At 31.8% G+C, this 19,254-nt stretch carries 21 protein-coding genes; 13 read left to right on the top strand and 8 right to left on the bottom strand.

Translation table 11 applies throughout. The annotated features are described in order from the left end of the window. Positions 1-6 precede the first annotated feature (6 nt). The 6 genes from recF to dnaA all read right to left on the bottom strand — a co-directional run bounded on the left by recF (position 7) and on the right by dnaA (position 5,297). On the bottom strand, positions 7-1,107 hold the full coding sequence (recF, locus tag ACWG0P_RS03190) for a DNA replication/repair protein RecF (RefSeq protein ID WP_455800454.1): 1,101 nt from the start codon (positions 1,105-1,107) through the stop codon (positions 7-9). Continuing rightward, the gene (gene yaaA, locus ACWG0P_RS03185; RefSeq protein ID WP_455800453.1) at positions 1,104-1,307 is read right to left on the bottom strand and encodes a S4 domain-containing protein YaaA; all 204 of its coding nucleotides are present in this window, start codon (positions 1,305-1,307) and stop codon (positions 1,104-1,106) included. Before yaaA ends, recF begins: the two co-directional genes overlap by 4 nt. 424 nt (positions 1,308-1,731) lie before the next feature. Further along, a complete protein-coding gene (locus tag ACWG0P_RS03180) occupies positions 1,732-2,355 on the bottom strand; it encodes an alkaline phosphatase family protein (RefSeq protein ID WP_455800452.1) in 624 nt (207 codons plus the stop codon). 29 nt (positions 2,356-2,384) lie between these two features. Then, positions 2,385-2,639 (bottom strand): hypothetical protein, encoded by a 255-nt coding sequence (locus ACWG0P_RS03175; RefSeq protein ID WP_455800451.1) that lies wholly within the window; start codon positions 2,637-2,639, stop codon positions 2,385-2,387. A 39-nt stretch (positions 2,640-2,678) separates the two neighbouring features. Further along, complete coding sequence (gene dnaN, locus ACWG0P_RS03170; protein ID WP_455792649.1) at positions 2,679-3,797, bottom strand: DNA polymerase III subunit beta; 1,119 nt, start codon at positions 3,795-3,797, stop codon at positions 2,679-2,681. Between the two features lie 144 nt (positions 3,798-3,941). Then, on the bottom strand, positions 3,942-5,297 hold the full coding sequence (gene dnaA / locus ACWG0P_RS03165) for a chromosomal replication initiator protein DnaA (RefSeq protein ID WP_455800450.1): 1,356 nt from the start codon (positions 5,295-5,297) through the stop codon (positions 3,942-3,944). A gap of 612 nt (positions 5,298-5,909) precedes the next feature. On the opposite strand from dnaA, the gene rpmH reads away from it, so the two are divergent. The 6 genes from rpmH to mfd all read left to right on the top strand — a co-directional run bounded on the left by rpmH (position 5,910) and on the right by mfd (position 12,205). After that, positions 5,910-6,044, top strand: a complete 135-nt coding sequence (gene rpmH, locus ACWG0P_RS03160; RefSeq protein WP_083781332.1) for a 50S ribosomal protein L34 — start codon at positions 5,910-5,912, stop codon at positions 6,042-6,044. 79 nt (positions 6,045-6,123) lie between these two features. Then, complete coding sequence (gene rnpA, locus ACWG0P_RS03155) at positions 6,124-6,450, top strand: ribonuclease P protein component (protein WP_455792696.1); 327 nt, start codon at positions 6,124-6,126, stop codon at positions 6,448-6,450. A 35-nt stretch (positions 6,451-6,485) separates the two neighbouring features. Continuing rightward, positions 6,486-7,478, top strand: a complete 993-nt coding sequence (locus ACWG0P_RS03150; RefSeq protein WP_455792698.1) for a YidC/Oxa1 family membrane protein insertase — start codon at positions 6,486-6,488, stop codon at positions 7,476-7,478. A gap of 11 nt (positions 7,479-7,489) precedes the next feature. Next, the gene (locus ACWG0P_RS03145) at positions 7,490-8,098 is read left to right on the top strand and encodes a Jag family protein (RefSeq protein WP_455792700.1); all 609 of its coding nucleotides are present in this window, start codon (positions 7,490-7,492) and stop codon (positions 8,096-8,098) included. Positions 8,099-8,204: 106 nt separating this feature from the next. Beyond that, on the top strand, positions 8,205-8,765 hold the full coding sequence (gene pth / locus ACWG0P_RS03140) for an aminoacyl-tRNA hydrolase (RefSeq protein WP_455800449.1): 561 nt from the start codon (positions 8,205-8,207) through the stop codon (positions 8,763-8,765). Positions 8,766-8,773: 8 nt separating this feature from the next. Further along, positions 8,774-12,205 (top strand): transcription-repair coupling factor, encoded by a 3,432-nt coding sequence (gene mfd, locus ACWG0P_RS03135; RefSeq protein WP_455800448.1) that lies wholly within the window; start codon positions 8,774-8,776, stop codon positions 12,203-12,205. A gap of 37 nt (positions 12,206-12,242) precedes the next feature. On the opposite strand, the gene ACWG0P_RS03130 is transcribed toward mfd, so the two are convergent. After that, positions 12,243-12,968, bottom strand: coding sequence for a GntR family transcriptional regulator (locus ACWG0P_RS03130; RefSeq protein ID WP_455800447.1), 726 nt, complete (start codon positions 12,966-12,968; stop codon positions 12,243-12,245). Positions 12,969-13,111: 143 nt separating this feature from the next. Between ACWG0P_RS03130 and ACWG0P_RS03125 the strand changes: the two genes are divergently transcribed. Genes ACWG0P_RS03125 through ACWG0P_RS03100 form a run of 6 tightly spaced genes read left to right on the top strand, consistent with a single transcriptional unit; the run spans position 13,112 to position 17,456 of the window. After that, on the top strand, positions 13,112-13,525 hold the full coding sequence (locus ACWG0P_RS03125) for a PTS sugar transporter subunit IIA (RefSeq protein ID WP_455800446.1): 414 nt from the start codon (positions 13,112-13,114) through the stop codon (positions 13,523-13,525). Between the two features lie 13 nt (positions 13,526-13,538). Continuing rightward, a complete protein-coding gene (locus ACWG0P_RS03120; protein WP_455800445.1) occupies positions 13,539-14,282 on the top strand; it encodes a BtpA/SgcQ family protein in 744 nt (247 codons plus the stop codon). Continuing rightward, positions 14,279-14,749 (top strand): PTS sugar transporter subunit IIB, encoded by a 471-nt coding sequence (locus tag ACWG0P_RS03115; RefSeq protein WP_455792708.1) that lies wholly within the window; start codon positions 14,279-14,281, stop codon positions 14,747-14,749. The genes ACWG0P_RS03120 and ACWG0P_RS03115 overlap by 4 nt, the downstream gene beginning before the upstream one ends. 12 nt (positions 14,750-14,761) lie before the next feature. Beyond that, on the top strand, positions 14,762-15,532 hold the full coding sequence (locus ACWG0P_RS03110; RefSeq protein WP_455792709.1) for a PTS mannose/fructose/sorbose/N-acetylgalactosamine transporter subunit IIC: 771 nt from the start codon (positions 14,762-14,764) through the stop codon (positions 15,530-15,532). Then, positions 15,516-16,340 carry a PTS system mannose/fructose/sorbose family transporter subunit IID gene (locus ACWG0P_RS03105; RefSeq protein WP_455800444.1) on the top strand — a complete coding sequence of 275 codons (825 nt, stop codon included), beginning with the start codon at positions 15,516-15,518 and terminating at the stop codon, positions 16,338-16,340. The genes ACWG0P_RS03110 and ACWG0P_RS03105 overlap by 17 nt, the downstream gene beginning before the upstream one ends. Before the next feature lie 3 nt (positions 16,341-16,343). Further along, positions 16,344-17,456 carry an S-methyl thiohydantoin desulfurase domain-containing protein gene (locus ACWG0P_RS03100; protein WP_455800443.1) on the top strand — a complete coding sequence of 371 codons (1,113 nt, stop codon included), beginning with the start codon at positions 16,344-16,346 and terminating at the stop codon, positions 17,454-17,456. Between the two features lie 68 nt (positions 17,457-17,524). On the opposite strand, the gene ACWG0P_RS03095 is transcribed toward ACWG0P_RS03100, so the two are convergent. Beyond that, the gene (locus ACWG0P_RS03095) at positions 17,525-18,181 is read right to left on the bottom strand and encodes a GyrI-like domain-containing protein (protein WP_455800442.1); all 657 of its coding nucleotides are present in this window, start codon (positions 18,179-18,181) and stop codon (positions 17,525-17,527) included. A gap of 131 nt (positions 18,182-18,312) precedes the next feature. Here ACWG0P_RS03095 and ACWG0P_RS03090 point away from each other — a divergent pair, with 131 nt between their 5' ends. Beyond that, positions 18,313-19,143 (top strand): PRD domain-containing protein, encoded by an 831-nt coding sequence (locus ACWG0P_RS03090; protein ID WP_455800441.1) that lies wholly within the window; start codon positions 18,313-18,315, stop codon positions 19,141-19,143. The last annotated feature ends 111 nt before the right edge of the window (positions 19,144-19,254 follow it).

Below are 19,254 nucleotides of genomic sequence, written 5' to 3'. Positions count from 1 at the left end.
TCCTCCTTACATTTCCTTTATAATTCCATCTTCCACATTCCATATTGACACTTTTCTATCAGTATCTATATTTACAAATTCTTCGATATCTGTAGTAGATATAAATATTTGTACAATCTGTGGAAGAGAATATAACAGCTCTTTTCTTCTATAAGAATCTAATTCAGAAAATACATCATCTAATAATAATACTGGATATTCTCCAATAATATCTTTTATCATATAAATCATACCAATCTTCAAAGCTAACAAGATACTCCTTTTTTGCCCCTGTGAGGCATACGTAGCAACTTCTTTATCATTCATCTTAAATACATAATCTTCTTTGTGTATTCCAACCGTCGTTTGTTTTAAAAACATATCACGATCCAATGACTTTTTATATTTTTCTTTCAACTCATTCTTCCACAACTCTTCATCTTCATAAAAAGGAACACAACTTTCATACTGTACAGATATTTTTGTATGATCACTTGATAACCTTTCATAAAATGTTTGAGATTTTTCAACCAATTGTTGAAGGAAGAAATATCGTTGTTTCATTACAATGATTTGAGACTCCACTATCTGATCTGTTAGAACATCAAGATATTCTCTATTTACACTTTCACTTTTTAAACATGCATTACGCTCTTTTAAGAGCTTTTGAGCAATAAACAAAGTATTCATATACTTCTTACTTACTTTACTCAATTCCATATCTATAAAGCGTCTTCTGACTCTTGGAGAGGCATTAAATAATGTCATATCATCTGGACAAAACATAACTGCATTAAATTCCCCAATAAAATCACTTACTCTATTCACAGGATTCTTAAACAAAAACAAATTTTTACCTTTATCATTTACAGTTATTTGCAATTCCTTTTTCCTACCTTGTTTTTCAATGGTAGCTCTCAAAAAGAAAGCATCACAACCTTCTTTTATCAAGTCTTCATCATCATTGGTACGATGAGATCGAGTTGTCGATAAATAAAGGATAGATTCTAAAATATTTGTTTTTCCTTGAGCATTCTTTCCAGATAAAATATGAATTCCCTCTTGGAAAGATAAATCAAGATTCTCATAATTACGATAATTATGTAATCTGATATTTTTTAATATCATGAAATCTTAATCGAAGTTCCTTCTATCACGAGTTCATCCCCTTTATAGAGTTTCCGTCCTCTGCGATTTTCAGGCTCTCCATTCACATTAATACTCATTGATTTAACAGCAAATTTTGCTTCTCCACCACTTTGAATAAAGTCTGCTTTTTTTAGCAATTGCCCTAATGTTATGTATTCTCCAGTTATCTTTATATTCATAGAAAAACCTCTTTCATATACTTTTCTATTATATCATAAATTCTACCTTTTTTATAGTTTTTTAGTGTCTTATTTCCCTTTTTTTCGACCTTGTTTTACTTTATTTTTTACAATTCAAAATGTAAATTTTATTTTTTATTTTATGTGAATATAAAATAAAAACATCCTCTAGTAAAGTAGTTAGATTTATTGCTTTGTTAAGTGCTATAAACAACCACACATTTGGATGTAATTTATATATTATTCTGTTGGATATAGTATCAATGGTATTTCAATTTCTTCATCACTCATACCAGCATGATTACCTTTTAGTTTTAAATCTTTATCATACTCAATTTGAATATTATGAAAAGCACATGCTATAAAATCACCAATTAAAGAATCAAACTTATCGTTCTTTTCACCTATACCAAATAAATTACTTTTATATACTTCCTCTTTTGATAATAAATAAAAGTCTTCTCCAAAATACTTTTATAAATAATTTTTCAAATAATTTTTTCTTATCTTCTTTTATAAAAAAGTTAATCGTCCTTGGTTCAAAAGAAGGAAGTACCCTTAGACAATCTATGATATCAGGATAATCAATCAAAAACTTACATTCTACATCAATATGACCGTGATCCGCTATGATCATCAATCCCGTTCCTTCTTCTAAATCTTGCATTGTATTTTCTAATATTTTATCAAATCTATTTAACATTTTTATACTCTCGTTATGTGATGCTCCATAATCGTGCATACAGGCATCATATTCATCCCAATATGCATATATAAATTTATTATTTTTATGCTTACTCTCTTTTACAATTCTATTGCATAAATCTTGAAAATCAACTGCTCCATTTTTTCTCCAGGACGGAAATATAGAATCTGCTTTTATTCCTTTTTTATTACATTCATCAATCATAGTAGATATAGGAAATTCTTCATAAGAAAAATTTCTTTTAATTTTTTTATTATTATCATAAAAATCTTTATTAGAAAACATCTGTACATGAAAATCATATTCAGATATATATTGTTGCCAACCAGTACTACAAGGCATTCTTCCTGTTAATATAGATGTCGTTTCCGCTACTGTTGTAGGAGGATAAAATGTATCAATTTTTTTATTCTATGTGTGTTTAGAAAACCATTTTCATCACAATATTTATGGATTTGGTAATCTCCCATACCATCTATCAATAATACTATGATTTGATCAAAGGTATGTTGATCAATCCAATTTTCTATATCATTATCAAAAGTATGATATGTAGTAATACCATAATTTTTCCTAATTGTATTCATCACTTGCACAATACTATGCTCATAATTAGGAATTCTCATATTATCCTCCATTCAAAAAAAAGCGAAACTTAATTCGCTTTATGCATATGTTCTTACTGGTAAAACTAATTGTAAAATTTTATCATCATCCAAAGATGTAATAATAAATGGTTTCATTTCACCACATAAGCTAAATTTTACTAAATTTCCATTAATGGCCTTAATTGCTTCAAATACATAACGTCCATTACAGCTTATTTCAAGAGAATTCCCTTTAAATTCAGCGCTATTTAATACTTCTGTAGAAGATCCAACTTCAACAGATTTACTTGATAATACACATTCATTTTCACTTAAAGTAAATTTAATGACACTTACACCATCATTTTTGATGAAACTAGCACGATCGATTGCACTTAATAAATCTCTTGAATCAATTGTTAATTCATAATCAAACTGTAAAGGGATTAAACGATTTGTTTCAGGATATGCTCCATCAATTAATCTTGTTTGAATAATCGTATCATGTATAATAAACTGCGCTTTTTTATCATTTACAGCAATTTCTACATTACCTTCTCCTTCTAAAGTTTTCACAACTTCCTGTAAAGATTTAGAAGGTATTGTAATATTAAAATTTAAACTTTCGTTAATCATAATAGATTTTTTTGCTAAACGGTAAGAATCGGTTGCTACACAATGAAGTTCATTTCCTTCACAATGAAAATTAACACCTGTTAATACAGGTCTTGTTTCTTTATCACTTGTCGCAAAACTAGTTTGTGTAATTACTTTTTTTAGATTTTCTTCAGATATTGTAAAAATTTCTTTTGGTTTTGAAAAATCAATAGAAGGATATTCATTTGATTTCATACCATTAATTCTAAATTCTGCAGTATTACCTGAAATTTTAGATAAAGAACCATCCATCATTTCAAATTCAATTTCTTCTGCATCTGTTTTACGAACAATCTCAAGTATATATTTTGCTTCAATAACAATAGATCCCATATCTCTAATTTCTAATACACAATCATCTGACTTCTTTAATGTAGTTTGAATAGATACATCGGAATCACTTCCTGTTAATACAAGGCTATTCTCATTTGCATCAATCTTAATTCCTGAAAAAGCAGGTAAAGGTGAGAATGTTGAAATAGCTCTAGAAGCTACTGATAAAGCGTTATAGAAATTTTTTTTAGATACTTTGAAATACATGGATAAAACCCCTTTCTTTTATATTTATTTAAAATAAATAATAATAAGTATGTGGAAAATGTGGAAAACTCATGAAACTCCTTTATTCATACATATATTTTAACAATTTTTAGTGTGTATGAAAAGTGGAAAGATGTTGAAAACTTATTTTATTCCTAAATTGTTTTCAATTTGAAAGAGTGCTTGTTGGAAAATTTCTTTTTCTTTTAGAAACTTTACCATTTTTTCATAAGAGGACATTACAGTGGAATGATCTCTATTACCAAACTCTAATCCAATCTTTGCAAAAGGCATATCTAAATGCTTTCTACATAAATAAATAGCAATATGTCGTGCATTTGCGATGTTTTGTGTTCTAGACTTAGATTCAATCTGTGTTTTAGTAAGTCCATAAAATTCGCAAACCTCTTTTTTTATTCGTTTTACGGTAAGTTCATCATCTCGTTGTATTAACGGATTTTCTTTGAATATTTCTCTCGCAAACTTTAAATCTATTTTTTCTGGATTATATAATATTGATTTGAAGAATAATTCATTTAATGCTCCTTCTAATTTACGAACATCTTTAGAAAATCTTGTTGCTATGTAATCTAAAACATCATCTTCTATTAGAATATCATCTTCTCTACCTTCCATCTTTTTTTGAAGGATAGCTTTTGAAGTCTCAAATTCAGGAGATCCGATAGAAACGGATAAACCACTACTAAATCTTGATATTAATCGGTTTTCTATACCTTTTAATTCAGATGGATGAATATCACTGGTAATGACAATTTGTTTATTATCATTGATCAATTTGTTATACATGTTAAAGAATAATTCTTGTGAAGTACTCTGTTTAAGCCTTTGTATATCATCTATTAATAGAAAATCTACGGAACAAATTTTTTCTTTCACTTCTTCAACCGTCTTATTTTTCATAGCTTCAATTAATAAAGTTACAAAATCCTCACTATAAATATATAAGACTTTATCATCAGGACGGTTTTGTTTAATATAATTTCCAATTGCATGTAACAAATGGGTTTTACCTAAGCCGGAATTACCAAATATAAACAAAGGATTATTAAATTTACCAGGATAATAACATGTGGATAAAGCCGCTGCATGAGCTTCTCTATTATTCTTACCTACTACATAACTATCGAATGTATAATCATCTTTAATTTTATCTTCAAATAATAAATCATTTCTTCTATTCACAGCCATTGTGGTTTGTATCATATCCACTTCACTGTTTAATAAGATTTGACAATCCACTTGATGATCCAGTACAGATGATAATTTTTCCTTTATGATATCGATAGAATCCATCATAATTTGTTTATTTATTTTATATGGGACGATAATAATTGCTAAATCATCTTTTATATCATATAAATGAGAATCTTCCTTAAACCACGCATTAAAAACTGCGTCATCGAAGTGAGCACTTTCATTAATTAATGTTAATGTTCTTTGCCAAATTTGATCTAATTGTAATGCTGCGTAATTGGACATATCTAAACTCCTTAGTTGCAAGTTATATTTTACTATAAATTGTGGAAAATTTCTATGTGAAAAATAAATAGGATGACTTTTCCACCATGAAAATATGAATGTAAGCGTTAATTCTACTATAATAATAAAGTTTTCCACATCTTTTGTGTTGAAAATGATAGGTGTTTTCCACAGACTACTTTTTCCATATGTGGAAAAGTAGAAAACATAAGTATTATAGAGATGTTTTAAACAATAATAAAACCTTAAATATATGATAAATAAAGGATTATAATAGGTTTTCAACGCTTTCAACAGTCGGTGGAAAACTATATGATTTTGGGTGTGGAAAAACGGTGGAAAGTTGCAATCCAACTAAACAAGTATGAATATGTGGAAAGATTTGTCACAAATTTTAAATAAATACTATAAAATCATCATACTTTTCCACAATTCCACTATAAATTGTTGAAAACTTTATGAATTTTCATATATTATAAAGATAGAAAGAAATAAAGTGTGGCTAATTTTGAATATAGATAAACTCGTTATTGACTTTAATTATGAATTTATGTATAATTTACAAGCAATGCTCAATTTGTATAAAGTAAAAAAGAAGTGGAGGTGGCTCTTGTGAAAAGAACATATCAACCGAGCAAAAGAAAACACCAGAAAACTCATGGATTCAGAGCCCGTATGGCTACTGTTGGAGGACGTCGCGTTTTAGCACGTCGTCGTAGTAAAGGTAGAAAAGTGTTATCAGCTTAAAAAATCGCCTTCGGGCGATTTTTTTGTCGTAATGAAGTAGTAACAAACATTCATAATCTGAAAAGTCAGGAGGTAGAGCATGAAGAAAGAATATCGTATTAAGAAAAATGATGAATTCGCCAAAATCATGAACTACAAGAAATTTTATACATGTCCTTCCTTTTCTGTTTATGTAAAACCAAGAATTGAAGAGCACGCGAGAGTTGGAATTTCTGTTGGAAAAAAATTAGGAAATGCAGTTGCACGTAATAAAGTAAAGCGCCAGGTACGCGAAATGGTTCACGATATTTACAGTTTTCAGGAGAAATTTGACACAATTATCCTAGTTCGAGTGAAATATCATGAAGAAAGTTATGTAAACAACAAAAAACTCTTGGAAAGATTGGTTAAAAACGTTAGAATATAAAGGTAAACAAAATTTAGCGAGGAGAGAAGTGCAAGATGAAAAATTTTTTAAGAAGTAAAAAGAAATTTCTTGCGGTAATCATGGTTATGGTATTTGTCTTAACTGGTTGTAGTAACCCACGTGGTGAAAACGGTAAGACATATGTAAATTCTATTATTGCTGTTAAGGATGAAACTGTTAAGCGTAAAGAAGTAGATATTCCTAATGACAAAAAAATTCAGGAAAAATATAAAGGTCTAAAGGACGATGATACAATCTCCATTAAAAAGACATCTTTTTCTGAAGCACTAGATGAAGGATGGTTCAATGGTTTAATTGTATGGCCAATTGCACAGTTGATCAATATTACATCTTCATGGACGGATGCAGGTATGGGTATCATTATTACTACGTTCCTTATCCAGTTATTGATTTTCTTATTTTCTATTAAGTCTCAGGTGGCTAGCCAGAGAATGCAATCGATTCAACCAGAAATCAATAAAATTCAGGCAAAATATGCAGGTAAGAGCGATGATCGTTCAAAAATGATGCAAGCACAAGAAATGCAAGCAATCTATAAGAAATATAAAATTAATCCATTTGGGACATTGTTAACAACATTTATCCAATTCCCAGTTATCTTCGGTATGTACTATGCAACGATGAGAGCATTCGCTGTTGTAAGTGGTACATTCTTTGGAGTAAAACTAACATTAACACCTTTGGAAGGATTTAATGAAGGAAGCGTTTGGCATGTTGTTGTATTCTTATTGATGGTTGTGTTCCAACTTCTATCATTCAAGATGCCACAATGGTTACAAGCACACAAGAAGAAAAAAGATAACGTTAAAGAAAAGAAATATGCAGAACCTACGAAAAAAGCAAGTGGTATGATGGGTTCTATGAATATGATGATGTATATGAGTACAGCAATGATTACGATCTTCGCAATCAACTGGCCTCTAGCTATGTCTTTCTATTGGTTAGTAAACTCAGTTTTCCGTGTAATACAAAATATTGTTATTCACAAGTTCTTTATTAAAGACTAGGAGAAATGACTATGAAGACATATACAGGAAAAAATTTAGAGGAAGCTTTAAAAGTAGCAGCTGAAGATAAAAATGTAAATGTTGAGAATCTAACATATACAGTAACAGAAGAAATTTCAGGATTCCTAGGACTAGGTAGTAAAGTAACCTTAACTGCTTATTGTACAAAGGATATCGAGGATTTCATGAAATCTTATATGGATGCATATTTTGCAAATATTGATATGCAGGCAACTGTAGAAGTAGTTGAAGATGCAGGATTCTTTCACGTAAATATCGATGCAGATAACAATGCTATTTTGATTGGTAAAAATGGTCAAACATTACAATCTATGAATATGGTATTGAAATCAGCAGCATCTAGTGAATTTAAGAAAAGAGTTGGTGTCTTAATTGATATTAATGGTTATAAAGAAGAGAAATATCAGAAAGTTTGTTTATTGGCGAAACGTGTTGCGAAAACCGTACAACGTACAAAAACAGACGCAACTCTTGATCCAATGCCAGCAGATGAGCGTAAAGCTATCCACAACTGTTTAACAGATATGAAAAATGTCGTAACAGTTAGTGAAGGTGAAGGAAATCAGAGAAGACTCAAAATTTGTTACAAAGCAGACTAACAAGTAAGACAGGAAGAAATTCCTGTCTTTCCTTTCTAATAAATAAGCATTCCGTTATTTTATTCTAAAATTTGGTATAATAGTAAACGTAAGTGAGAGTGATTGTATGAAATTAATAGTAGGATTAGGAAATCCAGGAAAACAATATGAAAATACCAGACATAATTCTGGTTTTAAAGTTTTAGATGCCATTGCGAAGGATAACAATGTAGATATTACACAGAATAAGTTTAAATCTTTGATTGCACAAACTAGAATTGGAAATGAAAGTGTATTATTAATGAAGCCACAGACATACATGAATTTGTCAGGTGAAGCGCTTATTCAAGCGGTGAACTTTTATAACATAGAAACTAAAGATATTCTTGTGATTTATGATGATTTAGATTTACCTGTGGGTAAAATAAGATTAAGAGAAAAGGGAAGTGCTGGTGGACAAAATGGTATGAAAAACATTATTCAACACCTACACACACAAGAATTTCCACGTATACGAGTTGGTATTGATAAAAATCCTAGAGTTCCAGTTGTAGATTGGGTACTTGGTAAAATTAGAAAAGAAGATGTAGAAAACTATGAGAAAGCAATACAAGACGCAAGAGATGCGGCTATTTACAGTTGTTCCCATAGTTTTACGGATACCATGAGTCATTTTAATAAAAAATAGGAGAATCCATGAAGCTAATACTAAATGAGTTAAAAGAAAATGAAGCATTACAAAGCATACTAAAAAAACAAAGTGTTCTAGGTAATCTATCATTAACAGAAGAAGCTTTATTATTAGCAAGCGCATTTCAACAATCCCCGCGTAGCATGCTTGTAATAAAAAACACTTCCTATTCAGCACAAAAACTATATGAAAGAGTATATTCTTTTGTAGAGGATGATGTGTTGCTTTTTAACGTGGAAGAATCATTACGAGTAGAAGCTATCGCTTCATCTCCTGAAATAAAGGCAACCCAAATGGAAGTAATGGCGAAATTACAAGAACATAAGCCATGTATATGTATCTTAAACACAGCTGCAGCTATGCGCTTACTTCCAAAACCAGAAATCTTTAAAGAATATTGTATACACATTCAACAGGATCAAGAAGTTCATTATGAATCCTTAAAGACACGACTGTTTGAGGCTGGATATTCACATGTAAATCGAGTAGACCAACCATTATGTTATGCAGCACGTGGTGGAATCATCGATGTTTATTCTATGAATTATGAATATCCTTTGAGAATTGAATTCTTTGATAATGAAATTGATAGTATACGTTTCTTTGATATATCAACACAACGTACAATACAAATAGTAAACGAAGCCACCATCATTCCAGCTACAGATTTGTTATTTACAAATGAAGAAATTAAAACGATTGTAGAGAAAGCAAATGAGGAATTAGGACATACTAGTGCGTTATCAAAACAAGCCAAGGAGAGATTAGAAGAAACTATCAATGAAGAGTTGGATGCGATTTCTAATCGTCGTATGGAAAGCAAATTTTATCGCTATCATGCACTCTTACACCAACATCATACAATCTTAGATTATGTAGATGATGCAATTGTATTTGTCTCCAGTAAAGAAGAAGTAAACGATGCACAAAAACATATCCAAGAAGAAACAATCTCTTATATTCAAGAATTATTCCAAGAAGGATTAGGATTATGTAAGTTCGCTGTATTCGCTGATATTTCGCATACTCTTGGAAAACAAGAAGTCGTGGAATTTGGAATGTTTGTTGATTATAAGAAACCTATATCATCACAGATTTTAACGATGTCTCTAGGAGATATCAACCTAGAAAGAACCATTCATGAAATTATTGAGGAGGCACGAAAACGTAAAGTTTTATTATGTCTTGAAGAGAGTGAATGTAAACAAGTAAAAGAATTATTAAATAATGAGAATATACATTTTCGTACCATACAGGAAGAGGATACTCTAGAAGTAGGAATACAATTTACACATCATAAACTAGTGGAAGGTTTTACTTGTGTAAAAGAAAACATCAGTGTTTATACAAGTAAAGAACTATTCCATACACGCCAACAAGCAGTTCGTTATAGTAATAAATTTAAAGAAGCAGAAGTGCTTCATGATTATCAGGAACTGCATATTGGAGATTATGTTGTGCATAATCAACATGGGATAGGAAAATATCTAGGAATTGTTAATAAAGTAATTGATGGAGTACATAAAGATTTCTTACATATAGCATATAAAGGTGATGATATCCTATTGGTTCCTCTGGAACAATTCCGATTGATCCGCAAATTCGTATCGAAAGAGGGAGCTTCTCCTAAGTTAAGTAAATTAGGTAGTGGTGAATGGGAAAAAACAAAACGTAAAGTCAGTGAAAAAATTGCGGAATTGGCAGATCGTTTGATACACCTATACGCAAATAGAGATGAAAACATAGGATTTGCTTATCAAAAAGATAGTGAAATGCAACAGCAATTTGAAAATGACTTTGACTATGAACTTACGCTAGATCAAGCACAGGCAGTAAAAGAAATTAAGCAGGATATGGAAAAAGCGAAACCAATGGATCGTTTATTATGTGGAGATGTAGGTTTTGGTAAAACTGAAGTTGCGGCACGTGCTGCTTTTAAAGCAGTAATAGATTCAAAACAAGTTGCTTTCTTATGTCCAACGACCATCTTATCTTTACAACACCATAAAACCTTTATAAAGAGGTTTCGTAACTTTCCAGTACGTGTAGAGGTTGTTAATCGTTTTATAACACCGGCAGATCAAAAAAGAATCCTTCAAGATTTAAAGGATGGAAACATAGATATCTTGATTGGTACCCATCGTTTATTATCAAAAGATGTCGTATTCAAAGACCTTGGATTTCTAGTAATTGATGAGGAACAACGCTTCGGAGTGGAACATAAAGAAAAAATTAAAGAGTTAAAAAATAGTGTGGATGTATTATCTTTAAGTGCAACACCTATTCCAAGAACGTTACAGATGTCTTTGATTGGAATTCGCTCTTTATCACAATTAAATACGCCTCCTATGAATCGTATGCCAGTACAAACCTATGTCATCGAAAAAAACTTCTCTATGGTAAAGGAAATAATCCAGCGAGAACTTGGACGTAATGGACAAGTATTTTATCTCTACAACAACGTAAAAGAAATATACAATGTTGCTAGGAAATTAAGAGAAGCTCTTCCAGATATTGAAATTGGGGTAGCTCATGGGCAGATGGCTAGAGATGATATCGAAGATGTTATGATGCAGTTTACACAAAATACATATCAAGTTTTAGTTTGTACGACCATCATTGAAACAGGGATAGATATACCTAATGCCAATACCATCCTAATTGATGGTGCAAATCATTTTGGTTTATCTCAACTCTATCAGATTAAGGGACGTGTAGGTCGAAGTGATCGATTAGCCTATGCATATTTGATGTATTCTCCAAATCGACAATTAAGTGAAATCGCAATGAAACGACTTAAATCTATCAAAGAGTTTACACAACTTGGAAGTGGATATAAAATCGCAATGCGTGATTTAACAATCCGTGGTGCAGGAGATATGCTAGGACCCCAACAAGCTGGATTCATCGATACCGTTGGTATTGATATGTACATTGAAATGTTGAATTCCGCAATTATGGAGAAAAAGGGTATCAAAGTTGAAGAAAAAATAGAACTTGCAAAGGCAAATATAAAAGTAGATGCGTATATTCCAAGTAAATTTGCGACAGAGGACTATGAGAAAATCACGTTGTATCAAAGAATGGATGCCATCACTACAAAGAAAGAACTGTTAGCGATGATGGAAGAAATCAAAGATAATTATGGTAAACTTCCTAAAGCAGTACAACTCTTATTTGAGAAAAAGAGATTGGATATCTTCATTAATGAACCACATGTGGAATCCTTTAAAGAATTACAAAATGAGGTTGAAATTACATTTAGTGATACATGGTCAAATTCTATTGATGGTGTAAAATTATTTGAAATGATGACCACAATTTCTAAAGACATCGTAATACGTTATAAAAACAATCGCATTACGATGCGATTATCAAAAATTAAAGATTGGTTATATATCATTCTAGAAGTATTAGAAAGAACAGAGAAGTTTTAAAAAAATAGTGATGGAGAAATATTCTCTTTCACTATTTTTATTTGGCAGATCTTACTGCATAAACGTATTTCGTTGTAAGGATGTACTGCTTGTTAATATAAATCACAGTATCATCTTCGCACATAACACTTTGCGTTACTTCAAGAAGTGGTGTACTGGTTGGAGTATTTAATAATTTAGCATATTGTTTGTCCGCAAAACTTATTTGAAAATGATCTTCAAATTTCGAAGGTATTAAATTGGCTTCTTGTTGAACCAATTTTAATAAAGATTTATGTTCTAAGTTTTCCTGCATCAAAAAAGTGAAACTTGCAGGGAAATAATCAACTTCAACGATACAAGGAACTTCATCCACTAGGCGAACGCGTGTAATTTCGATAAGCATTTCACTGTCTGTCTGAAGTTTTTTTATGAGTTCACTATCACCCTTACATAATCGACATTCAACGATTTTTGTAGAAGGTTTCGCATGCATACGAAGGCAGGTATCTGTAAAACTACCGCCAGAGAATATCTCTTCTGTATGAATTGGTGTTTTTACAAACGTGCCTTTCCCATGTTTTTTAATTAGGATGTGCTCATCTACAAGTTGTTGAATGGCATGTCGTACAGTTACTCGACTAATGTGGTAGATTTCACTTAATTGTAATTCTGGTGGGATACGATCTCCAGGTTTATACTTTCCTGATTTAATTTGTTTATATAGTTCTTGATATAACTGTTCCTGTAAGGTAACAGCACTTAACTGTTTAAAGGTTTCCATAAAATTTCTTCCTTTCCCAAATACTACTACTGTTATTATAGGTAAAATAATCCTTATTGGCAACCATAGTTTGACAACGCTTTCATGTTGTGTTACTATGTATTTAGTTAATACAAGTTAATACAACACGAAAGGAGAGAGGAATGGAAAGAAAAATCATTGTGGCAACTCATGGAGATGCGGCAAATGGTATCACAGATTCAGTTCGTATGATATTGGGAGAAATAAAAGTTCAAATTGAAACATTCACTTTGAAGCCAGGGGAGAATACGAGAGATTTTGTAGAAACTATCAAAACAGAGATTGAACAAAATAAAAACACGGAATATGTAATCTTAACAGATCTTTATGGCGCAAGTGTATGTTCTTCTATGTATTCATTGGTGGTGTTTGAGAATGTATGGTTATTCTCAGGCGTAAATGTAGGTATGTTGTTACTGATTTGCGTTGATTATCCAAACAAGTTATCAAGTAGCGATGCGGATAAAATTGTTAAAGATACTTGTAATGGAATTCGTTATTTAAAACATGAAAAAGAAATCGAAGAGGATTTCTAAAGGAGGAATTATATTGGAACGAAAATTTTTAGATTTATTCGCGCATAAGAAACCTATTCTAGCGATGCTTCATCTTAAGGGAGAAAATGATGAAGACATTATGAATCGTTTAAAAAAAGAAGTTGAAACCTATGTACAAGGGGGAGTTGATGCAATTATTGTAGAGAATTATTTTGGAAAGTATGATCAATTAGAGAAAGCTCTGGCCTATGTGAAAAGCTTACAACTTTCTATTCCTTATGGTGTAAACTGTTTAAATGTAGATACTATGGGATTTGAATTAGCAATACGATATCAAGCTTCTTTTGTACAATTGGATTCTGTTGTAGGACACGTACGTCCACGTGATGAACAAACCTTGGAAGCATTCTTTAAAATGTATCGTGAACGATATGATGGATGCATTCTAGGAGGAGTGAGGTTTAAATATCAACCTGTATTGTCGGAAAACAGTGTAGAAGAAGATCTGAAAATCGCAGAAACAAGATGTGATGCAATTTGTGTAACACAAGATGCTACTGGACAAGAGACATCCTTAGAAAAAATAAAACAGTTTAAAGATACACTTTGTGATTTTCCACTTATCGTTGGTGCTGGCATAACACCAGAAAACATTGAAGAACAATTTAAGATTGCTGATGGAGCAATCGTTGGAAGTTATTTCAAAGATAGTTATAAGGATGATGGTGAAGTAAGTAAAGAGCATGTAGAAAATATTATGAACGCAGTACGAAAAATCAGAGGTGAAGAAAAATGATAAAAGCAGTTCGTGTGGATCATCGATTACTTCATGGACAAGTAGCATTTGCTTGGACAAAAGTATTACAAACAGACTGTATTTTAATTGCAAATGACGCTGTTTCTAAAGATCAATTGAGAATGTCTGCACTGCGCATGGCGAAACCAGATAGCGTAAAATTAGTAATGAAAAACATCGAGGATTCTATACTTGCTTTGAATAGCGGAGTAACTGATAAATACAACTTATTTATCATTGTTGAAACGATCGAAGATGTATATCGTCTTACAAAAGGATTTGCAAGTATCAAAGAAGTTAATCTAGGTGGTACAAAATCAACAGAAGAGCGAAAACAAATTTCAAAAGCCGTTTTTGTCTCTGAAACAGACTGCGAAAGAATAAAAGAAATGAATGATCATGGTATAAAAGTTACAGTGCAAATGGTACCAGATGAACCAGCACAAAATGCCATAGATTTAATTTAGGAGGGATAGCATATGATGCTACAAACATTATTGATATTTTTGGTTGCGATTATTGGATATTTAAATAGTTTCTTAGCAAGTTCTATGATCTGTCGTCCTATGGTTATGGGAATGCTTGTTGGGGTTGTTCTTGGGGATATTGAAACAGGTGTTAAAGTAGGTGCTACATTAGAACTTGTATGGCTGGGAGCGATGGCAATAGGTGCTAGCAATCCACCAGATATGATATCAGGCTCTATCATTGGTACTGCTTATGTAATTGTTACTGGTTCTAATATTTCAAACTCAGTAGCACTTGCTGTTCCTGTATCTATGCTTATGCAAACTCTTTGGAACTTTATGATGATGGTAATTGTTCCAGTACTTGCTGCGAAAGCTGATCATTATGCACTAAATAATCAACCTAAAAAAGTTGATGCAATGCATTATTTAGCAATTGGAATACAAGTTAGTATTTTATCTGTGTTAACGGCAATTGGCTTCTATGTAGGTTCTGCAGTCATGGAATCTTTCGTAAATAGCATTCCAACATTTATTACAAGTGGTTTGAATTATGCAATGGGTATTATTCCAGCAATTGGTTTTGCAATGTTAGTACGTATGATTGTAAACAAGAAATTGGCTTGTTTCTTATTCTTAGGATTCTTATTGGTAGCGTATTTCCAATTAAGTATTGTCGGCGTAACTTGTATTGCAATTGTACTTGTGGCAATCCTTCTACTTAATGTAAATCAAGGTGTCACAATGAATAAGGAGGTTCTTGAAGATGACAACGAATTCTAATACAAAAAAGTTAACAAACAAAGAACTACGACAAGTTTTCTGGAGATCATGTCAACTTGATGTATCATGGAACTATGAAAGACAACAAAATCTTGGATACTCTTATGCAATGACACCAGTTGTTCGTAAATTGCTTCATGACGATCCTGAAAAGGAAAAAAGAGCGCTTCAACGTGGATTAGATTTTATGGCAATAACACCTCAATTATCAACATTATTGATGGGAATCAATGCTGCAATGGAAGAAGAGAACGCAAACAATCCTGATTTTGATGATACCACAATTGCTGCTGTAAAAACATCTCTTATGGGACCCTTAGCAGGAATTGGAGATTCTTTGATTGCTGGTACTTTACGTATTATCGCAACAGGAATCGCGATTAGCTTTGCATCAAAAGGGAATATCCTTGGTCCTATTTTATTCCTATTGATTTATAATGTACCAGGATTCTTGATTCGTTATTTTTCATTAAAATTCGGATATAAATATGGCGCAAGCTTTATTACAAACGCAGAGAAAAATGGCTTCATGGAGAAAGTCACATATGCTGCAGGAATTATCGGTCTTATGGCAATCGGAGGTATGATTGCAAGCTTTGTTTATTTTGATTTATCTTTCATTACAATTGGTTCAGGAAAATTTGCAGAATCTATTACAAACTATCTAGATATGGTAATGCCTTGTCTTGTACAATTAAGTTTATTTGGATTTATGTATTGGTTGTTAGGAAAGAAGGTAAAAACAACCTATATCCTCATAGGAACGGTTGTGTTCTGTATTGCATTCTGTTGGATCTTTGGTTTGTAGAAGATGAAGTTAAAAGAAAAGGATATCTTAGCCATACTAGAAGGAGCTTCTTTTCTTGCTGGAGGAGGTGGGGGAGCTTGTAAAGATGCACATATTCTTCTAGAAGCATTTAAGGAGAAATACCCAAAGGAACCTATTGAAATAGATTTGATTTCTATAGAAGAAATGGAAGATGAAAAGAAAACAGCGGGAATTGCAGTAATGGGTGCCCCGACAGGAGGTACAAGCTTAGATATTACTCCATGTATTGTAAATGCGTTTGAGAAATTAAAATCCTATGAAAAAGAGGTTACAATTTCTTATACTTTACCTCTAGAATTAGGAGGGTTCAATACATTTGTACCAATCCTAATTTCACTGATAGAGAAAATCCCAATGATAGATGCGGACTGTTGTGGTAGAGCGGTACCAGGTCTAGATACAACGATTGCGTATATTAATGGTTGTACAACAGGTCCTATTGTTATGGCTGATACAGATAATAATACAGTTATATTAGATATACAAGACAACCATGATGCAAAAAAGTTGGAACAACTAGCTCTACCAATTGTTGAACAATTTCATCAAAATGCAGGTATTGCAGGATGGATGTACACCAAGAAAGATATGCAAGGAAACATCCCAAAAAAAACAATTTCACTATGTTTGCGTATCGGCAGGATCATAATGGAAAAAGAAGAAGATATTTTTCAAGTATTACAAATACAAATGGGGATAAAATCAAGGTGCATTGCGAATAAATTTCAAATAAAAGATTTTCATTCTGAACAGTCTGGTGGATGGGATATTGGTACTATTGAGTTGAGTAATGATAAAGAGGTTTATTTTGTAGCATTCACGAATGAGAATCTAGCATTATTTAAATCTGTAGAGGGAAAGAAACAGATAGTAGCTACAGTACCAGATATTATTACCTTGTATGATACTAATGAACATAAAGTCTTAACAAATGAAGATCTTATGGAGCTATATCATAAGAATACGTTATTTGCACATACTGTATCTGTTGGAGTTGTAAGAGCGGATGAATTATGGTATCAAAAGAATACAGAGGAAATATGGGATACATATTTTGATTTAATACATTATCAAGAAGGTGTTTTCACTATTTAAGAGTACTCAAATACATATAAAAAGATGAAAGGAATAGAGATTCTGATTAGCTCCCTTTCATCTTTCTTTTACTGTTTCTTAATAGGATGACGAATGACTGTTTTTAGGTTCTCAGGTTTGCATTTACGAGGATCACATAGGTATATTTCATGATGCATACGATTTTGCCCAGTTATCATCTTGGAATGAAAATCCAAAACGTATCCTTGTTCTTTTATATAGGAATGCATTTTCTCTACACTTGCTGGTTCATCATCATAAGAACCCTTATGCATGATTTGTACACAAAAACCTTCCTCTACTTCCATATAGGTAGTGCTGGATACATCCATTTCTGGATGTTTTTCATGATAGGATGTACATGCCCAATCAAATACCTCTTTGTTTACAAATTCAGGAAGACGAATCATGGATATCCAAGAAAATGTATCCTTATGTAAAAAATCAGGCATTTCATAACCATCCATCCACCAAAAACCTTCCAGAGGAGGTACTACATAATCAAAGTATCCATCAAGGGATTGTTTTGATAATTTACTCATCTTAATGGTAAAACTTATCCCATAAAGAATTTGCATTGCGCGTTGATATTCACCACCTTCTTCATTTGGATTGCCTTTCCCTTTCACTGTCACATAAAACATTCTAGGTACTTCAATGATCATCGGTGAGGTCTTGGGAAGATATAAATCCTTGTATGCTTTTTTGTAATCTAACTTTTCCATAATGTCCCTTCTTTCATAGAAATCATAGCATAGTTAATATGACAGCAATGTGTCATATTAAATTAACCTTGACTTTTGATATTTATAGTTTAGAATGTAAGGGGTAACACAATTGAAGTTAGGTGGTTAACTTGTTTCAAATAAAAAAGGTATTTAATAACAATGTAGTATTAGTGAATGATTCTAAAAATCTTGAAAGAATTCTTATTGGAAGAGGCATTGCTTTTAAAAAAAACGCTGGGGAATATGTAGACTTAGATAAAATAGAGAAAACATATATTGTGGAATCTAGTGAAATTACAGAGCGATTCGTTCAATTGGCTAATGAAGTGCCTATAAATCATTTGGAGTTGGTAACAAAAATTGTAAATGATGCGGAAAAAGAATTAAGGTATAAGTTTGATCAAATAACTTATATTGGGTTGGCAGACCATATTAATTACGCATTAAGTAGGTATAAAAAAGGCTATAAAATTCAAAACGCTTTACTACATGAGATTAAAAGACTTTATCCATCACAGTTCAAAGCAGCAATGAAAGCTCTAGAAACAATTGCTTATTATGAATCTGTAGAACTTATGGAGGATGAAGCAGGGTTTATTGCATTGCACTTTGTAAATGGGGAACAAAATGGGGATATAGATTATACAATGAAAATAACCGAGACATTACAAAAAATTATTCTTTTATTGGAGGATAATTTGATGTTGGAGTTGAATGAAAACTCATTGAATTACCAACGGTTTATAACGCATTTAAGATTCTTTATGAAAAGAATTTCAAATGAAACAGATCGTGACGATGAATTTCCAGAGATGTATGATTTAATTATTCAATCGTATCCTAAAGCAACATCATGTGTAAATACCATTATTGAGTATTTACAGGAAACAATGCATTGTCAAATATATCCTGAAGAAAAAATGTACTTGATATTGCATGTGCAACGATTAATTAAATAAAAGGGATTGTAACTGGTAAGCAGGCAACACCCAAGTAGGAGAAGCTTTGTTCTCTTATTTTGGATGTGTCTGCTTTTTTGTTTTAAAAACCACTGACTTCATACACAAAGC

The sequence above is a fragment of the Amedibacillus sp. YH-ame6 genome (genome assembly GCF_053848845.1).
Note: the sequence above shows the minus strand (reverse complement) of the source record. Positions and strands in the feature narration are given on the sequence as shown.

Bases quoted from the DNA above. Each gene is read 5' to 3' on its own strand.
- rnpA (WP_455792696.1), top strand. From the start codon at position 6,124: ATGAAGAAAGAATATCGTATTAAGAAAAATGATGAATTCGCCAAAATC.
- yaaA (WP_455800453.1), bottom strand. From the start codon at position 1,307: ATGAATATAAAGATAACTGGAGAATACATAACATTAGGGCAATTGCTA.
- mfd (WP_455800448.1), top strand. From the start codon at position 8,774: ATGAAGCTAATACTAAATGAGTTAAAAGAAAATGAAGCATTACAAAGC.
- ACWG0P_RS03100 (WP_455800443.1), top strand. From the start codon at position 16,344: ATGAAGTTAAAAGAAAAGGATATCTTAGCCATACTAGAAGGAGCTTCT.
- ACWG0P_RS03145 (WP_455792700.1), top strand. From the start codon at position 7,490: ATGAAGACATATACAGGAAAAAATTTAGAGGAAGCTTTAAAAGTAGCA.
- ACWG0P_RS03095 (WP_455800442.1), bottom strand. From the start codon at position 18,181: ATGGAAAAGTTAGATTACAAAAAAGCATACAAGGATTTATATCTTCCC.
- ACWG0P_RS03180 (WP_455800452.1), bottom strand. From the start codon at position 2,355: ATGCCTTGTAGTACTGGTTGGCAACAATATATATCTGAATATGATTTT.
- dnaN (WP_455792649.1), bottom strand. From the start codon at position 3,797: ATGTATTTCAAAGTATCTAAAAAAAATTTCTATAACGCTTTATCAGTA.
- dnaA (WP_455800450.1), bottom strand. From the start codon at position 5,297: ATGTCCAATTACGCAGCATTACAATTAGATCAAATTTGGCAAAGAACA.
- ACWG0P_RS03105 (WP_455800444.1), top strand. From the start codon at position 15,516: ATGACAACGAATTCTAATACAAAAAAGTTAACAAACAAAGAACTACGA.
- recF (WP_455800454.1), bottom strand. From the start codon at position 1,107: ATGATATTAAAAAATATCAGATTACATAATTATCGTAATTATGAGAAT.
- pth (WP_455800449.1), top strand. From the start codon at position 8,205: ATGAAATTAATAGTAGGATTAGGAAATCCAGGAAAACAATATGAAAAT.
- ACWG0P_RS03175 (WP_455800451.1), bottom strand. From the start codon at position 2,639: ATGAGAATTCCTAATTATGAGCATAGTATTGTGCAAGTGATGAATACA.
- ACWG0P_RS03130 (WP_455800447.1), bottom strand. From the start codon at position 12,968: ATGGAAACCTTTAAACAGTTAAGTGCTGTTACCTTACAGGAACAGTTA.
- ACWG0P_RS03125 (WP_455800446.1), top strand. From the start codon at position 13,112: ATGGAAAGAAAAATCATTGTGGCAACTCATGGAGATGCGGCAAATGGT.
- ACWG0P_RS03115 (WP_455792708.1), top strand. From the start codon at position 14,279: ATGATAAAAGCAGTTCGTGTGGATCATCGATTACTTCATGGACAAGTA.
- ACWG0P_RS03150 (WP_455792698.1), top strand. From the start codon at position 6,486: ATGAAAAATTTTTTAAGAAGTAAAAAGAAATTTCTTGCGGTAATCATG.
- ACWG0P_RS03110 (WP_455792709.1), top strand. From the start codon at position 14,762: ATGATGCTACAAACATTATTGATATTTTTGGTTGCGATTATTGGATAT.